17 protein-coding genes are annotated in these 18,965 nt (G+C 66.3%); 5 read left to right on the forward strand and 12 right to left on the reverse strand.

What is annotated here, in order from left to right; translation table 11 throughout:
- Genes nuoE through nuoG form a run of 3 tightly spaced genes read left to right on the forward strand, consistent with a single transcriptional unit; the run spans position 1 to position 4,363 of the window.
- Positions 1-498, forward strand: a complete 498-nt coding sequence (gene nuoE / locus PV773_RS14560) for an NADH-quinone oxidoreductase subunit NuoE (protein ID WP_347967033.1) — start codon at positions 1-3, stop codon at positions 496-498.
- Between the two features lie 4 nt (positions 499-502).
- Positions 503-1,768: an NADH-quinone oxidoreductase subunit NuoF gene (gene nuoF / locus PV773_RS14565; RefSeq protein WP_347967034.1), complete on the forward strand. Its 1,266-nt coding sequence runs from the start codon at positions 503-505 to the stop codon at positions 1,766-1,768.
- Positions 1,769-1,786: 18 nt separating this feature from the next.
- Complete coding sequence (nuoG, locus tag PV773_RS14570; protein ID WP_347967035.1) at positions 1,787-4,363, forward strand: NADH-quinone oxidoreductase subunit NuoG; 2,577 nt, start codon at positions 1,787-1,789, stop codon at positions 4,361-4,363.
- 67 nt (positions 4,364-4,430) lie between these two features.
- On the opposite strand, the gene PV773_RS14575 is transcribed toward nuoG, so the two are convergent.
- From PV773_RS14575 to nuoH, 3 genes are read right to left on the reverse strand one after another with little or no spacing between them, the layout of a single operon-like run.
- On the reverse strand, positions 4,431-4,871 hold the full coding sequence (locus PV773_RS14575) for a CBS domain-containing protein (protein WP_347967036.1): 441 nt from the start codon (positions 4,869-4,871) through the stop codon (positions 4,431-4,433).
- Between the two features lie 44 nt (positions 4,872-4,915).
- Complete coding sequence (locus tag PV773_RS14580; RefSeq protein ID WP_347967037.1) at positions 4,916-5,485, reverse strand: NADH-quinone oxidoreductase subunit I; 570 nt, start codon at positions 5,483-5,485, stop codon at positions 4,916-4,918.
- Between the two features lie 28 nt (positions 5,486-5,513).
- The gene (gene nuoH / locus PV773_RS14585) at positions 5,514-6,500 is read right to left on the reverse strand and encodes an NADH-quinone oxidoreductase subunit NuoH (protein WP_347967038.1); all 987 of its coding nucleotides are present in this window, start codon (positions 6,498-6,500) and stop codon (positions 5,514-5,516) included.
- A 413-nt stretch (positions 6,501-6,913) separates the two neighbouring features.
- On the opposite strand from nuoH, the gene PV773_RS14590 reads away from it, so the two are divergent.
- Positions 6,914-7,825 carry a DUF427 domain-containing protein gene (locus tag PV773_RS14590; protein WP_347967039.1) on the forward strand — a complete coding sequence of 304 codons (912 nt, stop codon included), beginning with the start codon at positions 6,914-6,916 and terminating at the stop codon, positions 7,823-7,825.
- A 19-nt stretch (positions 7,826-7,844) separates the two neighbouring features.
- On the opposite strand, the gene PV773_RS14595 is transcribed toward PV773_RS14590, so the two are convergent.
- From PV773_RS14595 to PV773_RS14635, 9 genes are all read right to left on the reverse strand, one after another.
- Positions 7,845-8,873 carry a proline racemase family protein gene (locus PV773_RS14595; RefSeq protein WP_347967040.1) on the reverse strand — a complete coding sequence of 343 codons (1,029 nt, stop codon included), beginning with the start codon at positions 8,871-8,873 and terminating at the stop codon, positions 7,845-7,847.
- 60 nt (positions 8,874-8,933) lie between these two features.
- The gene (locus tag PV773_RS14600; protein WP_347967041.1) at positions 8,934-10,625 is read right to left on the reverse strand and encodes an aconitase X; all 1,692 of its coding nucleotides are present in this window, start codon (positions 10,623-10,625) and stop codon (positions 8,934-8,936) included.
- Positions 10,622-11,623, reverse strand: coding sequence for a 4-hydroxyproline epimerase (locus PV773_RS14605; RefSeq protein ID WP_347967042.1), 1,002 nt, complete (start codon positions 11,621-11,623; stop codon positions 10,622-10,624). Before PV773_RS14605 ends, PV773_RS14600 begins: the two co-directional genes overlap by 4 nt.
- Positions 11,624-11,637: 14 nt before the next feature.
- Positions 11,638-12,885, reverse strand: coding sequence for an FAD-binding oxidoreductase (locus PV773_RS14610; protein ID WP_347967043.1), 1,248 nt, complete (start codon positions 12,883-12,885; stop codon positions 11,638-11,640).
- Positions 12,886-12,889: 4 nt separating this feature from the next.
- Positions 12,890-13,612 carry an amino acid ABC transporter ATP-binding protein gene (locus tag PV773_RS14615; RefSeq protein WP_347967044.1) on the reverse strand — a complete coding sequence of 241 codons (723 nt, stop codon included), beginning with the start codon at positions 13,610-13,612 and terminating at the stop codon, positions 12,890-12,892.
- Positions 13,605-14,258, reverse strand: coding sequence for an amino acid ABC transporter permease (locus PV773_RS14620; RefSeq protein ID WP_347967045.1), 654 nt, complete (start codon positions 14,256-14,258; stop codon positions 13,605-13,607). The genes PV773_RS14615 and PV773_RS14620 overlap by 8 nt, the downstream gene beginning before the upstream one ends.
- A gap of 12 nt (positions 14,259-14,270) precedes the next feature.
- Positions 14,271-14,936, reverse strand: coding sequence for an amino acid ABC transporter permease (locus PV773_RS14625; RefSeq protein ID WP_347967046.1), 666 nt, complete (start codon positions 14,934-14,936; stop codon positions 14,271-14,273).
- A 69-nt stretch (positions 14,937-15,005) separates the two neighbouring features.
- On the reverse strand, positions 15,006-15,812 hold the full coding sequence (locus PV773_RS14630; RefSeq protein ID WP_347967047.1) for a transporter substrate-binding domain-containing protein: 807 nt from the start codon (positions 15,810-15,812) through the stop codon (positions 15,006-15,008).
- Between the two features lie 182 nt (positions 15,813-15,994).
- The gene (locus PV773_RS14635) at positions 15,995-17,512 is read right to left on the reverse strand and encodes an aldehyde dehydrogenase (NADP(+)) (protein ID WP_347967048.1); all 1,518 of its coding nucleotides are present in this window, start codon (positions 17,510-17,512) and stop codon (positions 15,995-15,997) included.
- A 146-nt stretch (positions 17,513-17,658) separates the two neighbouring features.
- On the opposite strand from PV773_RS14635, the gene PV773_RS14640 reads away from it, so the two are divergent.
- Positions 17,659-18,696 carry an Ldh family oxidoreductase gene (locus PV773_RS14640; RefSeq protein ID WP_347967049.1) on the forward strand — a complete coding sequence of 346 codons (1,038 nt, stop codon included), beginning with the start codon at positions 17,659-17,661 and terminating at the stop codon, positions 18,694-18,696.
- Positions 18,697-18,965 lie beyond the last annotated feature (269 nt).

An 18,965-nucleotide genomic window follows, 5' to 3' on the forward strand; every position in this document is an offset into this window, starting at 1 on the left:
ATGGGCATGCGTGAAAGGATCGAGGCAGCGGCGGAGCGCTATCCCGATCGCCGGTCGGCGATCATGCCCGCGCTGCTAATCGCGCAGAAGGAGCATGGCCACTTGCCCGGCCCGGTGCTGGAAGAGGTGGCCGATGTTCTCGGCGTCGAGCGGATCTGGGTCTACGAGCTGGCGACCTTCTACACCCTCTTCCACACCGAGCCTGTCGGCATGTTCCATCTGCAGCTTTGCGACAATGTCTCCTGCATGCTGCGCGGTGCGGAGGCCCTCCTGGCCCACATGGAGCAGGTCCTGGGGATCGCGAGGGGCGGCACGACATCCGACGGGCTGTTCACCTTGTCGACGGTCGAATGCCTCGGCGCCTGCGAGATGGCCCCGGTGATGCAGGTCGGCGACGACTATCACGGCGATCTGGACATCGCGCGCATGGACGCCCTGTTGGCGAGGCTGCGCATGGCAGGCGCCGGCGTCCCGTCCGCTCCGGCGCCGGGAGCGTAGTGCCGTGTTCGAGCAGGTACTCCTCAGAAACGTGGGTGTGCCGGACGGCCACCTGATTTCGGCCTACGAGGCCGGCGGCGGCTATCGGGCGCTGGGGAAGGCGCTGCGCAAGCACACGCCCGACGAGGTCATCGAACTGGTCAAGAACTCCAATTTGCGCGGCCGCGGCGGAGCCGGTTTCGCGACGGGGATGAAATGGAGCTTCGTGCCGAAGCAGACGGGCAAGCCCAAATATCTGTGCTGCAACGCCGACGAGGGCGAGCCGGGCACCTTCAAGGATCGCATCGTCATGGAGCGCGATCCCCACCAGCTGATCGAGGGGATGGCGATCAGCGCCTACGCGATCGGCGCCGAAACCGCTTATGTCTATGTTCGCGGCGAATACGTGCTGGCGATCCGGCGTCTCGAGCAGGCGATCTCCGAGGCCCATGCCAGGGGCTATCTGGGAAAGCGCATCCTGGGGTCGGAGTTCAATTTCGCCGTGCACGTCCATTGTGGGGCCGGCGCCTATATCTGCGGCGAAGAGACCGCCATGCTCGACTCGCTCGAAGGCAAGCGCGCGCAGCCGCGCCTCAAGCCGCCGTTTCCCGCGGTCGCGGGGCTCTATGCCAGCCCGACGGTGATCAACAACGTCGAGACCCTGGTCTGCGTGCCGCATATCGTGAACCGCGGGGCCGACTGGTTCCGCGGCATCGGCCCGGACAAGAGTCCCGGCCCGAAGCTCTATTGCCTGAGCGGACAGGTGCGCAAGCCGGGTCTCTACGAGCTGCCCATGGGCATATCGTTGCGCGAACTGGTCGATGAGCACGGCGGCGGGCCGCTGCCGGGGCGCAGCATCAAGGCGGTGATCCCCGGTGGGGTGTCGGCGTCGGTCATACCGGAGAGCGGCCTCGACGTCAGCATGGACTTCGATTCGCTGGCCGCCGTGGGATCCATGCTGGGCTCCGCGGGGGTGATCGTGATCGACGACACGACCTGCATGGTGAAGGTCGCCACCCGCATCATCGAGTTCTTCCACCATGAATCCTGCGGCAAGTGCACCCCCTGCCGGGAGGGGCTGAACTGGGTCGTCAAGGTGCTGCGCCGGATCGAGGCGGGGCAAGGAGCGCCGGGCGACATCGAGCAGTTGCAGACGCTCTGCAAGGGCATTTTCGGCAACACCTTCTGCGCCTTGGGCGATGGCGCAGCGATGGGCCTGCGCGCGGCGCTGGCGCATTTCGAGCATGAGTTCGCCGCCCATATCGACGAGCGGAGATGTCCCTTCCATTGAGAAGGCCGCGAGGAAGCGATGGCACGCGTCACGATCGACGAGCATGAGCTCGAAGTGGAGGCCGGCTCCACGATACTGCAGGCGGCCCAGGCGCTGGGCATCGAGATTCCGACCTTCTGCTACCTGAAGCGGCTGCCGCCGCTGGCTTCCTGCCGCATGTGCCTGGTGGAGATCGCCGGGCAGCGGCGGCTTCAGCCGGCCTGCGCCACGGCCGTGACCGACGGCATGGTGGTGCGGACGAACACGCCGCTGATCGCCGAGACGCGCTCCTCGATGCTCGACATGCTGCTCGCCAACCATCCGCTCGACTGCCCGGTCTGCGACAAGGGCGGCGAGTGCGAGCTGCAGGACATGGTGATGGCCTATGGGCCGCGCCGAAGCGGCTTCAACGATCCCAAGCGCGTGTTCCACTCGCACGACATCCGCCTCAGCCCCGTCATCATCATGAACGTCAACCGCTGCATCCAGTGCCAGCGCTGCGTGCGCATGTGCGAGGAGGTGGTCGGCGCGGTCGCCCTGGGCACGGTCGAGAAGGGCATGGATACCGCGGTCACCGGCTTCGAGGGCAGCCTCGCCAGTTGCGACCAGTGCGGCAATTGCGTCGAGGTCTGCCCCGTCGGCGCCCTGATGAGCTTCCCCTATCGCTACAAGGCGCGGCCCTGGGATCTGGTCGAGACGGACACGGTCTGTCCGCATTGCGGCACCGGCTGCCAGCTCACCGTGGGTTCTCGCAAGGGCGAATTCATGCGCGTCCGTTCCAAGTGGGAACACGGGGTCAATCGCGAAACGCTTTGCGCCCGCGGCCGCTTCGGCCTCGACTTCGTGGCCAGCCGGGACCGCATCCGGACACCGATGGTCCGCCGTGACGGCGGGCTGGTGCCCGTCTCCTGGGACGAGGCCGGAGCTTACCTTCGCCGCCGCCTCGCGGAGGTCGGAGACAAGAGCGTGGGCGGACTGGTTTCGCCGCGCCTGCCCAACGAGGTGCTCTACCAATTCCAGAAGCTCATGCGCACGGTGTTCCGCACCAACAGCATCGATTGCTCCTCGCGCTGGTCGACGCCTTTCGACACGCTCGGGCCGCTGGCCCGCTTCTACACCCGTGCCCCGCTGGAGGAGGTGACCGGCAACGACCGTGTGCTCGTCGTGGGCGGCAACGTGACGGAGGAAAACCCGGTCACCGAGTATCTGCTGCGGGACAGCGCGCGGCGGCGACGGGTCGAGCTGCTCATGCTCGCGGCCCGACCGTCACGCCTGGACGCCGACGCTCGTGCGGTCCTTCGCGTGCGGCCGGGCGCCGAGGCGGCCGCCCTTGCCTCGGTGGTGGCCGAGTTGACGGTCGCCGCGGGCCAAGCCCTGCCAGACAAGGCACCTCCGGACCACGCAACCAATGGCGGCGCGACCGTCGGCGATGATGGACCGCATCGCCTTGCCGCAGCCCTTCTGGACGGCGGGAGCGCGACGGTCCTCGTCAGCGTCGACCTGATGAGATCGCCGGAACAGCGCACGACGCTGCAGCAGCTTGATCGCCTCCTGCAACTGCTTCAGGCCCTCGGCAAGGCTCCGGCCATGCAGTTTCTCTTCGACCGCGCCAATCAGTTGGGTGCCTGGGACATGGGGGCATTGCCGGCAGCGCTGCCCGGCTGGCGTGTGATCGAGGACGGTTCGGCGCGTGCAGGCTTCGAACAGGCATGGGGCACGGAACTCCCGACGGCGCCGGGGGCGGATTTCGAAGCCATGCTGGATCTCTGCGAACAGGGCCGGATGGGCGCGCTCTACATCGTCGGAAGCGATCCGCTGGCGTCCTTCCCCGACCGCGGATTCGTGCACCGGGCGCTCGGCGCTGCTGGCCTGCTGATCGTGCAGGACGCATATCTGACAGGGACGTCTGCCCTTGCCGACATCGTGTTGCCCGCCTCGGGCTATGGTGAGGAGTCCGGGACCTTCACCAACAATGAAGGCCGGGTCCAGAAGCTGTCCAAATTCCGCGATCCCCCCTTCGAGGCGCGAAGCAACCTGGCGATACTCGATTTTGTCGCCGCACTTCGCGACGAGGGCCTGCATCCGTCAGGGCAGGACGAGATCTTCGACGAAATCGCCAGGCTCGTTCCCGCCTACCAGGGATTGACGCGGGAAGCGCTGGGCCCGGATGGCGCGTTCACCGGGGCAACCGGGGTGTCACTGGCTGTTGGTGGTCCTGCTCCGGTACCTGCGCCCACAGTCTACGACCAGCTCGCCCTGGTCACCGGCAACGGCCTGTTCCACAACGGCTATCTCTCGGAACGCTCGGAGATACTGAACACGATTGCCGATGAGCCATATGTCGAAATGAGTCCGCTGGATGCCGCGCGGCTCGGCTTGACCGAAGGCGATCCGGTGGTGGTGCGGTCGGCCCGGGACGAACTGTCGGCCAAGCTCAGGCTCAACCGGCATTTCCCCGCAGGGCTAGTCTTCGTGCCGGAGAACTACAGCGTGTTGCGTCTCAACGCCCTGATGAGGCGGGGCCAGTATCCGTGCCCGGTCAAAGTCGAGCCGGCGCAAACTGCGGTCGCTGTCGACAGCGCATCCGGGACGCAACCCTTGGAATTGGGTGGTTGACTCCGGACGAACTCAGGCGCGAATTCGACCGACACTTCACGCGACGCGACGCCGGCGCGGATGCATGTCAATGATAACCGGTGCCGGCGATGTAGTCGTGCAGCGCCTGCTCGTTGCGCAGCGATTCGTCGAGCCGGTGCTTGACCACGTCGCCGATGCTGACGACGCCGACAACGGCCCTGCCGTCGAGGACCAGCACGTGACGCGTCCGCCGTTTGGTCATGATCGCCATCACCAGCGGGAGCCCGTCACGTGTAGAACAGGTCGCCACCCGGCGGTTCATGATGTCGGCGACCGCCATGGTCGGCGCGGCGGCTCCGTATTCGGCCACGGCATTGCAGCAGTCCCGTTCGGAGAGGGTGCCGAGATATTCCCCGGGAGAGCGGTTGACGACCACGAAGCCGATGTTGCTGTCGCGGAACAGCCGCAGCACCTCCACGATCGTCATCTCCGGGGCAACCGCAATGACCCCGGGAGCCTTTGTCTTCAATATCTCGCAGATCAACATCTGAACCTCCCGTCTGTGGCTCCGGCTCGGCAGCTTGGACGCCTTCACCTCCGTCGGATATTCCGCCACCAGTTGTATCCCCGGTGTTCTCTGGCCTCGACGCGCACATCCTGCTCGGCTGCCCGCAGCCGGGCAGCGACCACGGCGCCGCCTGTCGCCGCCTTGCCCGGCTTTGCCAGCAGATCGTCGCGCCCAACCACCAGGTCGCGCGAGGAAAAGCTCGAGAATTCGTATTCTTGGCCGAGCGCGATCGCGTCCGCCGGGCAAGCGTCCTCGCACAACCCGCAGAACAGGCAGCGGCTCATGTCGATCTCGAATTTCGCGGGGCGCCGGTTGCCCTTCTCATCCTCGTAGGGAACAACCTCGATGCAATAGCAGGGGCAAATCCGTGCGCAGAGTTCGCAGGCCACGCACTTGATTTCGCCCTCCTGGTCGCGCTTCAGGAAGTGATGCCCGCGATAGCGCGGATAGGGTAGCCACTTCTCCTTGTCCGGATACTGCATGGTCACGGATCTGGAGAACATGTAGCTGAACGTAAGGGCCAGCGCTTTGCCGAGATCGGCGAAGTACGTCCAGCCGATCCATTTTCCGCTACTGTCTGCCACACGCGACATCGCCGTTTCGCCATGGAAAACCATGGCCCTAAAGAAGGGCAACACCAGTCACGATTATGTTCGCCAGCGAGAGTGGAAGCAAGACTTTCCACCCAATTGCCATCAACTGATCGTAGCGGTAGCGCGGCAACGTGAAACGGAACCAGATGAACAGGTAGACGAAGAACGCGACCTTGATCAGGAACCAGAGCAGCGGCGGCAGCGGGATCAGCACGCCGTTCCAGCCGCCGAAGAACAGCACCACCGAGAGCACTGAGATCAGCAGCATGATGGCGTATTCGCTGACCATGAAGAGCGCAAAGCGGATGCCGCTGTATTCGGTGTGGAACCCGGCACCCAGGTCGCCTTCCGCTTCCGCCAGGTCGAAGGGGATGCGCTGGGCCTCGGCCATGCCCGCCACGAAGAACACGAAGAAGCCGATCGGCTGGTAGACGATGTTCCAGACATCGGCCTGGGCGCGCACGATGTCCAGCAGGCTCATCGACTGCGCCAGCATGACGACGCCGATGACCGCGAAGCCCATGGGAATCTCGTAGCTGATCATCTGGGCACAGGTCCTGAGGCTGCCGAGCACGGCGTATTTGCTGTTTGCGGCCCAGCCGCCGAAGATGACGCCGTAGACCTCGATGCCGATCACCGCCAGGACGAAGAGCAGCGCCACGTTCATGTTCGAGGCATAGAGCGTGATCTCGGTGCCGAGCACCGAAACGCTTTCGCCGAAGGGAATTGCGACGAACACCACGAAGGGCGGGGCAAGGGCGAGGATCGGCGCCAGCTTGAACAGTAGCCGGTCGGCGTCGGAGGGGATGTGGTCCTCCTTCGCCAGAAGCTTGATGCCGTCTGCGAGCGGCTGCAGCAGGCCGTGCCAGCCCACCCGCATCGGCCCCATCCGCTGCTGCATGTGTCCGGCTATCTTGCGTTCGAGCCAGGTCAGGGGCAACGGCAGCAAAAGCAGCGCCGCGATCAGGAAGGCGACCTTGAGGACGATGAGGCTCAGCGCGAGGAAAAGCTCCATTCGGCGGCACCATGAGGCGACAACACGTGCCGCAGCCGATTTTCCTGCCCCGGCCAGGCACCTGACGCTTTCAAGCCGCGCGGGCACCTCAACCCGCCGGGCTCCAAGCTCCGCGCGATGGTATCACAGCCGGGCTGGGATGTCCTCGGCCTGCCGCACCTGGCGGGAACTGCAGGGAGGCGGGCCGTTGCCGCGACGCCGGAAGTCTCCGGGTCGCAGCCTCTCACGCCTGCGCTGAAGATATTGGTAGGCGATGCCGCTATTTCGGAAGAAGCGGCTTTCGTGTCGAAGGATCATGCGGCCCGACGGCGCCGCGTCGGACCAGACAATCCCAGGTCGTCCGATCGCGCGCCGCGAAATTCCTCGCGGGGCGGTCGGGACACGCCTCGAACGAAGTGCAAGGAGACCGAAGGATGCGCCAGCAACATCTCAGGGGCCGCGGCCCGCATATTCCGCCGCTCGACAGCGTCGTTCAGTTCGAATTCGAGCCGGGATACGTGCTGTTTCCCGTAGCGGTCCAAAAGCGCCTGCGCGTGGAAGCCGGCGGCGCCGTGATCGCCGACACGGTCCGCGGCGTGCTTCTCTACGAATCGGACCACCTGCCCGTCTATTATTTTCCGATCGAAGACATACGCACCGATCTGATGGCCGAAAGTGGCCAGCTTGCACGTGATCCGTTCAAGGGGGCCGCCACCTACTATTCCCTTCAGACACCGGCGGGCAGGATTGAAAACCTGATGTGGCGCTACGACGGGGCGGTGGCAGGGTGCCCGGATCTCTCCGGCTACGCCAGCTTCGACTGGCCGAAGGCGGATCGCTGGCTCGAGGAGGACGAGGAGATATTCGTCCACCCCCGCGATCCGTTCCGCCGCATCGATATCCTGCCGTCCAGCCGGCATGTCCAGATCCATCTCGGGGGCGGCATGGTTGCAGAGACGCGTCGCGCGCACCTCCTGTTCGAGACGGGACTGCCGACACGCTACTACCTGCCGATCGAGGATGTGCTGCCTGGCATCCTGCAGCCGAGCGGAACGGTCAGCCGCTGTCCCTACAAAGGCTTGACGAGCTATTACAACGTCATGCTGGAGGGCAGGCTCTATCCCGACCTTGTCTGGTACTACCCCGAGCCGGTGTACGAAGCAGGCCGCATTCGCGGTCTCGTTTCGTTTGCGAACGAGCTCGTCGACAAGATTGTCGTCGATGGACAAGAGCAGCCGCGACCCGTCACTGCGCTGTCGGTTTCCGCAGGCATAGGCGGGACCGATCGCCAGCCCGCGTCGGCAAGCCCCGTGACGCCGACTGCGGAACTCGCTGCGGATCTCTAGACCAGCGGCTGGCGCGACATCAGCGAGCGCCCCAGGTGTCGGTGAGGCGGTAGCCCTCGGGCCACGGGTCGGACGGGTCGAGCATGTGCTGGTGCGTGCCGGTGATCCAGGCGCGACCGGAAATCTCGGGCAGGATCGCCGGATGGCCAACGACCGCGGTCGTGCCGGCGATGCGGCCGGTGAAGGTCGAGCCGATCACCGAGACCGCGGTCAGGCTGTCCTCCAGCCCCATCTGGCCGCGGGCATGCAGCACCGCCATGCGGGCGGAGAGCGCGGTACCCGTCGGCGAACGGTCGACCTTGCCGGGCTGGATCGCCACTGCCGCGCCGGCGCGCAAGCCCTCAGCCGTGCGCTCCACCGGGCCGGCGAACAGGCAGAAGGAAAAATGCTTCCAGTCGGGGTTTTCGGGGTGGTGGAAGCCAAGTGCTGCGTTGGCAGCGTTGGTGATCTTCACGCCCAGTTTGGCGATGTCGTGCGCCTCGTCGGCCTTGAGGCCGAAGCCCAGGGCCGCAGCATCGACGATGACGAAGCTGTCGCCGCCATAGGCGGTGTCCACCGTCAGCGTGCCCAGTCCCTCGACCTCGAGCTTGGCGTCCAGCCGCTCGGCGAAGCTCGGCAGGTTGCGCACGAAGATACGTTCGGCCTTGCCGTTCCGGCACTCGGCGCGCACACGCACCAGCCCGCCGGGGGCTTCGAGGGTGATCTCGGTCACAGGTTCCTGCATCGGCAGGATGCCGCTGTCGAGCAGCACGGTCGACACACAGATCGAGTTCGAGCCCGACATCGGCGGGGTGTCCTCGGGCTCCATGATGATGAAGGCGGCATCCGCCTCCGGATGCTTCGGCGGCACCAAGAGGTTGACGTGCCGGAACACGCCGCCACGCGGCTCGTTCAGCACGAAGTTGCGCAGCGTGTTGTCGCGGGCGATCCAGCGGCTCTGCTCCCAGATCGTGTCGCCGGGCGGTGGCGTGACGCCGCCGACGATGACGTCGCCGACTTCTCCCTCGGCATGGGCCGAGATCACATGGATGGTTTTCGTGCTGCGCATTGATACCTCCTCAGTGCAATTCGGTGGCCATGCGAGGCCATCGAGAAGTGCGAAAAGCGTCTACGAAAGCCAGTCCGGCATGCGCTCGGGCGCATGCCCGGTCAGAGCGGCAGTGACACAGTCGGCAAGGTTACCGAAGCGCACCGCGCGGCCGGAGAGGCCGGGGCCGTAGTGGGCGTATTTGCCGGAATTCGTCATAACCGCCCGGGTTCGTGTCGGAAACAGCGGCTCCGAGATCGAGCACCAGCAGAGGTCGGGCAGCACCTGAACGCCGCACGCTTCGAGTCGCGCCAGCGTGCCGTCGGCGCGGGCGTCGGAGATGACCTGGTTGCCGGCGGTGACGATGACGGCGACATCTGCCTTGCGGCCGCGGCCGGCGAGGACCTCGGCCAGATCCCGGCATTCGTCGAGCGAGGCATGCGGGCTGCCGATGGCGACCAGTTCCACCTCTTCCGGACCGGCGTTCAGCGTCTTCCACGCGGCACGCATGTCGGCCCGCGTGATGGCGACACGGTCGGCGTCGGCGGCAGCGGCGCCTTCGGCTTCGGGCGTCACGCCCTCGATGTGCAGCATCGGCGCGGCCGAGGTGGTGCCGAAGGCCGCGCAGAGCGCCTTGAGGTCGTCGCGCGACGGCTTGGCGGCGGCTAGCCCGCGCAGCAGCGGGATGCGGTCGGGTGCTGCCTTGCCGGCGAGATAGCCGATGAGCGGCCAGAATGCGTCGTCTACCGCCGCCGGCAACTCGACGTCGATGACGCGGCGAGCCTTGCGGTGGATGTCGAGATAGACACCCGACAGCGGCGCGCGGCCGGTCACCGCGATGCAAAGGTCGAGGAAGTCGGGATGCTTCGCCGTGCGCGCGCCAAGCACGGTGTTGGCGAAGATGACGGCGTTGGATTCCGCCCAGGCGATTGCCTCGCCCTTGCCCGGCGCGCTGTCGAGCAGATAGGGCGAGCACGTGAAGGTCGGCTTGCAGCCCATGCGCACATAGGCATCCGCCAGCCGTGCAGCCGGATCGCCGAAATCATGCGGAATCCTCTGCGCCTGCCAATTGGCGCGGTCGACGGAGATGGCGTTCATCGTCGTCGGCACGCGGACGCGCGCGCCCATCTCGGCCATCTTCTCGGCGAAGGTCAGGTTGGCGGGACTGGCATAGATGCAGCCGTCGATATGGGCCTGCGTGACGTCGACCAGCCCGCGTGCGCCCTGCTGGGCGGCCATGGCCACGATGATGCGCATCGCCTGCTGCACGGCCACGCCGTCGCGACCGTCGAGCATGGCGCGATCGGCCTCGGTGAGTTCAAGCTCCGAGGTCGCCGGAGGGCTGACCGGCAGCACTAGGCCGTCTGCCTCGATCGTCGTGTCGGTGATGCGTGCGGACTTGGCCCGCGACAACGCCTCATAGGCCTCCGGCGCTAGGCGCAACACGGGTAGCGGCTTGCCGAACAGTTCGGAAGCAATCAGCGCACCCAGCGTCAGCACGTCCTCGGCATCGGAAAACACCAGCGCGGCCGGTGCGCGGCCGGTCAGCACGAGGTCGAGCAGAACGCCTGAGCCAGTGCAGGAACCCCGGCTCGACGGCATCATCAGGATGCTGCCGGTCAGGCACGTGCCGTGCAGCGGGTGGTGCACGTCGATGACGCTGCCGGTGGCGGGGTTGACCCCGCCCCAGAAGCTCAACGCCTCGGAAGAGGCGATGACTAGCCCGCTGGCCGTGCCCGAGAGAATGCTGCGCGCCGGCGCCTCGTTGCTCATTTCACCACGAAACCGTGCGCGAAGGGGTCGCGGTCGTCGATGAATATGGTGTTGATGCCGGTCTGGCGGGCCCAGCCGGCGATGGACGGGATGATGGCGTCGCGGTCGGCCACCTTGGTCGCCGCCTCGACCCGGCCCTTGAAGATCGAGCCGATGATCGATTCATGCCAGAACTCGTCGCCGACCTTCAGCTTGCCCTTGGCGGCGAGCTGCGCCATGCGAGCCGACGTGCCGGTGCCGCAGGGCGAGCGGTCGATGGCCTTTTCGCCGTAGAACACGGCGTTGCGGGCATGCGCCGCTTCCACCGTCGGCTTGCCGGTCCACTGGATGTGGCTCAAGCCCTTGATCTCGGGGTGCTCGGGATGGACGAACTCGTATTTGGCGTTGAGGGCCGCGCGCAGCTTCGGGCTCCAGCCCACCAGCTCGCCGGCGGTGTGGTCGGCCATGTCGCGGAAATTCTTCTGCGGCTCGACGATGGCGTAGAAGTTGCCGCCATAGGCGACGTCGACGACGATCTCGCCCAGACCTTCGAGTTCGGCGGTCAGACCCTCGGCATAGAGGAAGCCCGGCACGTTCGTCAGGCGCACTTCCTCGACGAAGCGGCCTTCCTGGCGATAGGTGATGTCGACCTTGCCGGCCGGTGCGTCGATCGACAGCTTGCCAGGCTCGCGCGGCGTGATCAGGCCGTTCTCGATCGCCATGGTGATGGTGCCGATGGTGCCGTGGCCGCACATCGGCAGGCAGCCCGAGGTTTCGATGAAGAGCACCGCGACGTCGCAGTCCGGGCGCGTCGGCGGGTAGAGGATCGAGCCCGACATCATGTCGTGGCCGCGCGGCTCATACATCAGGCCGGTGCGGATCCAGTCATACTCGCGCAGGAAGTGCGCGCGCTTCTCCAGCATGTTGGCGCCCTCGAGGCGCGGGCCGCCACCTGAGACGAGGCGGACGGGATTGCCGCACGTGTGTCCGTCGAGGCACGAAAAGGTATGGTTGGCCATGGTCGAGACCCCTGTCAGAATCTTTGAGGCGAGAAGGATGCGATGTCGATGGCGGGCGTCTTGCCGGTCAGGAGATCGGCGACGATCCGGGCAGTGCCCGCCGATTGGGTCAGGCCGAGGTGGCCGTGGCCGAATGCGTAGACGACGCGCTGCGTGGCGCGTGCGGTGCCGATGGCGGGCAGGCTGTCGGGCAGCGACGGGCGGAAGCCCATCCACTGCACGCCGCCGCCGGGGTTGAGGCCCGGCAGGAAGGCCTGCGCCTTCTTCAGCATGGCTTCGGAACGGCGGAAGTTCGGCGCGAGCTTCAGCCCGCCGAGCTCGACCGCGCCGCCGACGCGGATGCCGGTGGAAAGACGCGTGACGACGAAGCCGTGGCCGCCGAAGGTCACCTGCGTGCGCAGGTCGAAGGCGTCCGATGGCAGCGTGGTGTTGTAGCCGCGCTCGGTTTCCAGCGGGATGCTCTCACCAAGAGTCCTCGCGATCCTGTGCGAGAAGGCACCGGCCGCCAGCACGACCTTGCCGGCTCGGCGAACGCTGCCGTCAGCCGTGACGATCTCAACCCCGCTTTCGACCGGACGGAGCGCCGTCACTTCGGCGCGCTCGATCGCGCCGCCCGAATTGCGGAAATGCTCGGCGAGTTCGAGCGTGTAGAGCCGGGGGTCCGATATCGAGAACCAGCCGGGCTTGAAGGTGCCGTGGGTGAAGCGCTTGGCGAGACCAGGCTGAATCTCGGCCATCTCCTTGGCATTGAGGTGATGGAACTCGATGCCGTGCTCTTCGCGCGCCTGCCAGCCCGGCAGCGAGGCCTTCAGTTCGGCCTCGCCCTCATAGACCTGCAGGTTGCCTTCCTTGCGCAGCATCGGCATCGTGCCTGTCTGGCGCAGGAAAGGTTCGAGCTCGGCCTTCGACAGGTCCATCATCGCCGTCTGCGCCGTTGTCGAATGGGCCACGCGCTTGGGCGAGCAGGCCCGCCAGAAACGGAACATCCACGGCGCTATCTGCACGGCATAGGCCGGCGGCACCGACAGCGGCCCGAGCGGATCGAGCAGCCATTTCGGCGCCTTCTTCAGGATGCCGGGCGACGCCAGCGGCAGGATGTCGGTGAAGGCAAAGGCCCCGGCATTGCCGGCCGAGGCGCCGGCTGCCGGCCCCTCGCGGTCCAGCACCGTGACTTTCAGCCCGCGTGCCTGGGCAGCGATCGCCGCCGAGAGACCGACGACCCCGGCCCCGATGACGATGACGTCGGCCTGCTCTTCCATCATGCCCTCAATGCGTTGCGGCCAGGAACTTCTTGGTCTCGGCGTGCTTCGGCGCGTCGAACAGCTGTTCCGGCGGCGCGATCTCGGCCATGACGCCCTGGTGGAAGAAGGCCACGCGGTCGGAGACCTCGCGCGCGAACTTCATCTCGTGCGTCACGCATATCATCGTCATGCCTTCGGACGCGAGCATGCGCAGCGTGTCCAGCACTTCGCCCACCAACATCGGGTCGAGCGCCGAGGTCACCTCGTCGAACAGCATGTATTCGGGCGACATGGCGAGCGCACGGGCGATTGCCATGCGCTGCTGCTGGCCGCCCGACATGCGGTTCGGGTAGACCGAAAGCTTCTCGGCAAGGCCGACATGGGTCAGCTGCTTCACCGCGATCGCTTCGGCCTTCTCCTTGGTCAGGCCAAGCACCTTGCGCGGCGCCAGCATGACGTTCTCAAGCACGGTCAGGTGCGGGAAGGCATTCCACTGCTGGAACACGATGCCGACCTTCTGGCGCAGCTTATTGAGGTCGGTGCCCTTGGCGTGGACGTCGGTGCCGTCGATCACGACGCGGCCGGCTGCGATCGACTCCAGGCCGTTGATGCAGGTGAGCAGCGTCGACTTGCCCGAACCGGAACCGCCGATGATGGTGACGACCTCGCCCTTCTGGACGGTGAGGTCGATGCCCTTGAGGACTTCCAGCTGGCCGAAGGATTTGCGGACGTTTTCGATCTCAATCATTGGGGGACCACCGTTTCTCGAGATACCCGCCAAGTCGGGCGATGGGAAGGCTGATGATGAAGTAGATGGCGCCGCAGATCAGCAGGATGAAGAGCGGCTCCTGCAGGCGGGTGACCAGGATCTGCGAGGCACGCAAAAGCTCGATCAGCCCGAGCCAGAGCACCAGTGCCGAGTCCTTCATCACGCCGAGCGTCAGCCCGATCCATGACGGCAGCGACACGCGGATGGCGAGCGGCGCCACGATGTAGCGCATGTCCTGGAACCAGGTCATGCCGAGCGAGCGCGCTGCGCGGCGCGTGTTGGTCGGCACCGAATCGATGCCGCCGCGCACGATCTCGGTGCAGTAGGCGGCGGTGTAGAGCGACAGCACCACGCAGGAGGTCGTGAACGGCGCCCAGCCCAGCTTCATGATGGCCTGCAGGGCATTGCCCAGCACGAGCTGGATCAGCAGCGGCACCGAGCGGAACACGTCGAGCAGGAAGGTGAGCGGTGCGGCCCAGTAGGGGCCGAACTGGAAGCGGATCACACCGAACAGGATGCCGAGTACGGTGCCGGCGGCGACGGACACGGCGGTGACGGCAAGCGTCATCCCCGCGCCTTGCGCGAGGAAGGCGAGGTCGCTCCAGGAGAGGGCAGTGTTGAACATGTCTCTCACCTCTCAGTAGCGGAACATGCGCGAGGCGAAAGCCCGCGCGGCCAGCGTCACGACCTTGGCGATGATGTAGTAGATCACCGCGGCGAGCGCGAAGAACTCGAAGGTGCGGAAGGAGCGGGCGTTCAGCTCCTGCGTGACCCCGGCGAGGTCGGTGTTCATGCCGACGGTGACGCCCAGCGAGGTCATCAGGATCGCCCAGACCATCTGGTTGGTGGCCGGCAGGAAGGCGACGCGCAGCATCTGCGGCATCACGATTAGCCGGAATGCCTGCAGCGAGGTCATGCCCAGCGAGCGCCCGGCGCGTGCCTGGGTCTCGGGGATGGCCTTCAGCGCGCCGCGGAAATTCTCGGCCAGGTAGCCTGCATTGTTGAAGGCGATACCGACCAGCAGTGCCGTGAACGGGCTCAGGTAGATGCCGAAATTGCCGAGGCCGAAATGGGCCATGTAAATCTGGAATAGCGCGGGCGTGTTGCGCGCCACCTCGACCCAGGCGGTGGCGAAGCCGCCGAGCAGACGGTTGCCGGACAGCCGGAACAGGGTGAGGGCGATCGCAAGGGCCACGCCGATGACCATCGACAGCACCGCGATCTGCAGTGTGACCAGCGCGCCGTCGAGCATCAGCGGCAAGGCCTTGAGCGCCTGGTTCCATTGGAAGGTGTAGTTGAACATTGCCGTCTCGCCTTTCGGAAAGGATCAACGGCGCGAGGCTGAGCCTCGCGCCGCCAAGAAACGGTCAGGTCAGCGGTAGACGCCGTTCACCGACAGGGCCGGCAGCTCGCCGCCGACCCACTTCTCGTAGAGTTCCTTGTAACGGCCGGTGCGGACCTGCTGGTTGATGAACAGGTTGAGGTAGTTGATGAGGCCGTATTCCTCGCGGTTGGTGAACAGCGCGACGTAGTCGATGTCGAACGGCGCCTTGCCGACCACCGAGACGCCGGGGAACTTGCCGGTCTTCACGTTGGCCTGGGCGACGGTCGAGGTCGATACCGTGGCGTCGAGCTGGCCCTGGCTCAGAGCAAGGAACACGTCGGCCTGTGTCTGGTAGGGACGGAACTCGCCCGCACCCCATTCCTTGACCTGCTTTTCGAGCGCGATCGCCTCGTAGGTGCCGGCGGTTGCGCCCACGACCTTGCCCTTCATGTCCTCGAACGACTTGATGCCGGTCTTGTCGTTGGCAGTGACGGCCATCTCGAAGGCGAAGTAGGGGACCGTCATGCCGACGGTCTTGGCGCGCTCCAGCGTGTCGGAGGTCGAGGCGACGCCGACATCGACGCGGCCCGACATCAGCGCCGGGATGCGCTCGGGGAAGGGTGTCTCGACGATCTCGGCGGTGACGCCGAGCGCCTTGGCAAGATCGTTGCAGTAGTCGACGTCGAAGCCGATCGGGGTGTTGCTTTCGTCGCGCGAGCCCATCGGCGGGAAGTCGAGCACGACGGCACAGCGCAGCGTGCCGGAGGCGATGATGTCGTCCAGCTTGTCGGCGTGAGCCTGACCGGTCAGTGCGGTGGCGGCCATGAGGCCGAAGGCGAGAACCGAAATCTTCATTGTCACACTCTCTCCCTGAGTAGGTCTGTCGGTTGACGGCGGCGCACTATTTCGCGTCCGAGAGCGTAAATCAATTCAAAAATACAAGTCGTATACAAAAAGTATCCGAAATGTCGGCTTACGATGCGATCAGTGCCGGGCCTCCCGCAAGGGAAGGACCGGCGCTAGCGCCCAATAGACGATCAGCCCTGGAAGTCTTCGGGCAGCAGGCCTTCCGGCATGTTCTGGTAGGACACCGGCCGCAGGAAACGGCGGATCGACATGGTGCCGACGCTGGTCGCCCCGAAGTTGGTCGAGGCCGGGTACGGCCCGCCATGGACCATCGAGTCCACCACCTCGACACCCGTCGGGAAGCCGTTGACCAGCACGCGGCCGGACTTGCGTTCGAGCACGGGGCGCAAGCGGCGGGCTGCTTCAAGATCGCCGGCATCCATGTGGATGGTCGCCGTCAACTGGCCGTCGAAGCCGCGTGCGATCTGCTCCATCTCATCGACCGAGCCGACACGAACCACCATGCCGAGCGGCCCGAACACCTCTTCGCCGAGCAGGTGGTCGGAAACGAACTGCGCGCCTGTCGTCTCGAACAGGTTCGGGGTGGCGCTGCGGCCCGACGATTCGGTGGTCAGCAGCGGCTTCACCGTGTTGCGGGTGGCAAAGCGCGCGGCACCCTCATGATAGGCCTTGGCGATGCCGTCGGTCAGCATGGTCTGGGGACCGACCTTGGCCAGAGCCTCGGTCGCGGCACCGACGAAGCGGTCGGCATCAGTGCCGTCGATCACCACGGCGATGCCGGGATTGGTGCAGAACTGGCCGGCGCCCATGGTCAGCGAGCCTGCCCAACCCTGGCCCAGCGCCTCGGCGCGCGCCTCGAGCGCCTCCGGCAGCATCATCATCGGATTGACCGAGCCGAGTTCGCCGAAGAATGGGATCGGCTCCGGACGCTGCGCGCAGAGATCGAACAGCGCGCGGCCGCCGGCGAGAGAGCCGGTGAAGCCCACGGCCTTGATCAGCGGATGCTGCACCAGCGCATGGCCGACCTCGCGGCTGCCGCCCTGGATCAGCGAGAACACGCCCGGATGCACGCCCGTCCTGGCAATTGCTGCCGCGATCGCCTCGGCGACGATCTCGCCAGTGCCGGGATGGGCCGAATGGCCCTTCACCACGACAGGGCAGCCCGCGGCAAGCGCTGCCGCCGTGTCACCGCCGGCGGTCGAAAACGCGAGCGGGAAGTTCGAGGCGCCAAACACGGCGACCGGGCCGACCGGCCGCTGGATCAGACGAATTTCCGGGCGCGGCGCCGGCTGGCGCTCGGGAAGGGCCGCGTCGAGACGGCGGTCGAGATAGTCGCCCATCTCGATGTGGTCGGCAAACAGGCGAAGCTGGCCGGTCGTGCGGCCACGCTCGCCCTGCAGGCGCGCCTCCGGCAAGCCGGTTTCCTGGCTGCCGATCTCGGTGATCTCGGCGGCGCGCGCCTCGATCTCGTTGGCGATGGCGCGCAAGAAGGCCGCGCGCTCGCCACGCGTCGAGTAGCCATAGCTCCAGAACGCATCCTCGGCGGCCTCGCAGGCGCGGTTGACCAGGTCCACGGTGCCGGCGGCGAACTGGTGCGCCTGGCCATGTGCAGGGGCGCTGGCGAAGGTGCCCGATCCGTCGAGCCATTCGCCCGCTACGAGGTGTTGTCCCTTGGGAGTGAAGGCCATCAGACGTTCCTTTCTTGGCGACTGTGCGCCGCTCCGGGCGAGCGGCGCACAGTCGAATTGCGCTTGTCGAATATTTGTATACTCTATGTATGCAAAAATTCAACCGCATCGCCCGCCTTCGGGCAACGCCATGGAAGAGAGATGTGATGACCGAGACCACAGCCATGCCCATCGGCACGCTGCATGAGCGCGTCGAGGCGATCTTCCGCAAGGCCGGGCTGAATGCCGTCCAGTCCGGCGCGCTTGCCCGCGTGATCGTCGCCGGCGAGCGCGACGCCTGCAAGTCGCATGGCATCTACCGCATCGAGGGTACGCTGCGCACGGTCAAGGCGGGCAAGGTCAGGCCCGACGCCGAGCCGGAGCTCATCGAGCAGGATGGTTCGGCCATCGTCAGGGTCAACGCCGGGAGCGGTTTCGCCAACCCGGCCTTCGAGCTCGGCCTGCCGGCGCTCGGCGAACGCGCCCGCACCTTCGGCCTCGCAGCGCTGGTCATCAACGACTGCACCCATTTCTCGGCCCTGTGGCCGGAGGTCGAGGCGATCACGGAACAGGGTCTCGCCGGTCTCGTGATGTGCCCGAGCTATGCGTCGGTCGCGCCCGCCGGCGGCAACAAGCCGCTGCTCGGCACCAACCCCTTTGCCTTCGGCTGGCCGCGCCAGGGCAAGTCGCCCTACGTCTTCGACTTCGCCACCTCAGTCGCCGCCCGCGGCGAGATCGAGCTGCACCGCCGCGCTGGCAAGCCGCTGCCAGAGGGCTGGGCCATCGATGCCGACGGCAACCCGACCACAGATCCTGTGGCAGCCCTCGCCGGCGCCATGCTGCCCTTCGGCGGCCACAAGGGCTCGGCCATCGGCACCATGATCGAGCTGCTCGCCGGCATCATGATCGGCGACCTCACCAGCCCCGAGGTGCTCGACTATCTCGGCACCACGACGCTGGCCCCGCCGCATGGCGAGCTCATCCTCGCCTTCTCGCCCAAGGCGTTCGCCGCCGGCCGTCCCGGCGACCCGTTCGCCCGCGCCGAAACGCTGTTCGAGTCCATTGCGGGCCAGGGCGCCCGCCTGCCCTCGCAGCGCCGCTATGTCGCCCGCGCCAAATCGGAAGCCGAAGGCATCATGCTCAATGCTGCCGAGATGGAACAGCTGGATCGGCTTCTGACGCTCGGCCTCGACGCCGTTTCCTGAGAGGAACAGGGTCGACCCCCACTCCGGTTTGCTGCGCAAACCACCTCTCCCCCGGTCGACGGGGGAGAGGAAGGCCGGCCGCGCGCTCTGCGCCTTACGTTACCGCTCCACAGGCTATCTTGGCCCCCCGCCGATGGGCGGGATGGTTCGTTGCCGCGCATCCGACCTGCTCCCTGCCCTCGTAGGGAGGGGCTAGCTGTGAGCTTTCGGGAGGTTGTCCATTCGGACCGGACCGAGGAGACTGGAGTTACCACGCTTCAGCACTCACC

The organism is Mesorhizobium sp. CC13 (assembly GCF_039907765.1).
GTDB lineage: Bacteria > Pseudomonadota > Alphaproteobacteria > Rhizobiales > Rhizobiaceae > Aminobacter.

What these genes read in the sequence shown, in the direction of transcription:
- nuoE (WP_347967033.1), top strand. Translation starts at nt 1, where the DNA reads ATGGGCATGCGTGAAAGGATCGAGGCAGCGGCGGAGCGCTATCCCGAT.
- nuoG (WP_347967035.1), top strand. Translation starts at nt 1,787, where the DNA reads ATGGCACGCGTCACGATCGACGAGCATGAGCTCGAAGTGGAGGCCGGC.
- PV773_RS14575 (WP_347967036.1), bottom strand. Translation starts at nt 4,871, where the DNA reads ATGTTGATCTGCGAGATATTGAAGACAAAGGCTCCCGGGGTCATTGCG.
- PV773_RS14580 (WP_347967037.1), bottom strand. Translation starts at nt 5,485, where the DNA reads ATGTCGCGTGTGGCAGACAGTAGCGGAAAATGGATCGGCTGGACGTAC.
- nuoH (WP_347967038.1), bottom strand. Translation starts at nt 6,500, where the DNA reads ATGGAGCTTTTCCTCGCGCTGAGCCTCATCGTCCTCAAGGTCGCCTTC.
- PV773_RS14590 (WP_347967039.1), top strand. Translation starts at nt 6,914, where the DNA reads ATGCGCCAGCAACATCTCAGGGGCCGCGGCCCGCATATTCCGCCGCTC.
- PV773_RS14595 (WP_347967040.1), bottom strand. Translation starts at nt 8,873, where the DNA reads ATGCGCAGCACGAAAACCATCCATGTGATCTCGGCCCATGCCGAGGGA.
- PV773_RS14600 (WP_347967041.1), bottom strand. Translation starts at nt 10,625, where the DNA reads ATGAGCAACGAGGCGCCGGCGCGCAGCATTCTCTCGGGCACGGCCAGC.
- PV773_RS14605 (WP_347967042.1), bottom strand. Translation starts at nt 11,623, where the DNA reads ATGGCCAACCATACCTTTTCGTGCCTCGACGGACACACGTGCGGCAAT.
- PV773_RS14610 (WP_347967043.1), bottom strand. Translation starts at nt 12,885, where the DNA reads ATGATGGAAGAGCAGGCCGACGTCATCGTCATCGGGGCCGGGGTCGTC.
- PV773_RS14615 (WP_347967044.1), bottom strand. Translation starts at nt 13,612, where the DNA reads ATGATTGAGATCGAAAACGTCCGCAAATCCTTCGGCCAGCTGGAAGTC.
- PV773_RS14620 (WP_347967045.1), bottom strand. Translation starts at nt 14,258, where the DNA reads ATGTTCAACACTGCCCTCTCCTGGAGCGACCTCGCCTTCCTCGCGCAA.
- PV773_RS14625 (WP_347967046.1), bottom strand. Translation starts at nt 14,936, where the DNA reads ATGTTCAACTACACCTTCCAATGGAACCAGGCGCTCAAGGCCTTGCCG.
- PV773_RS14630 (WP_347967047.1), bottom strand. Translation starts at nt 15,812, where the DNA reads ATGAAGATTTCGGTTCTCGCCTTCGGCCTCATGGCCGCCACCGCACTG.
- PV773_RS14635 (WP_347967048.1), bottom strand. Translation starts at nt 17,512, where the DNA reads ATGGCCTTCACTCCCAAGGGACAACACCTCGTAGCGGGCGAATGGCTC.
- PV773_RS14640 (WP_347967049.1), top strand. Translation starts at nt 17,659, where the DNA reads ATGACCGAGACCACAGCCATGCCCATCGGCACGCTGCATGAGCGCGTC.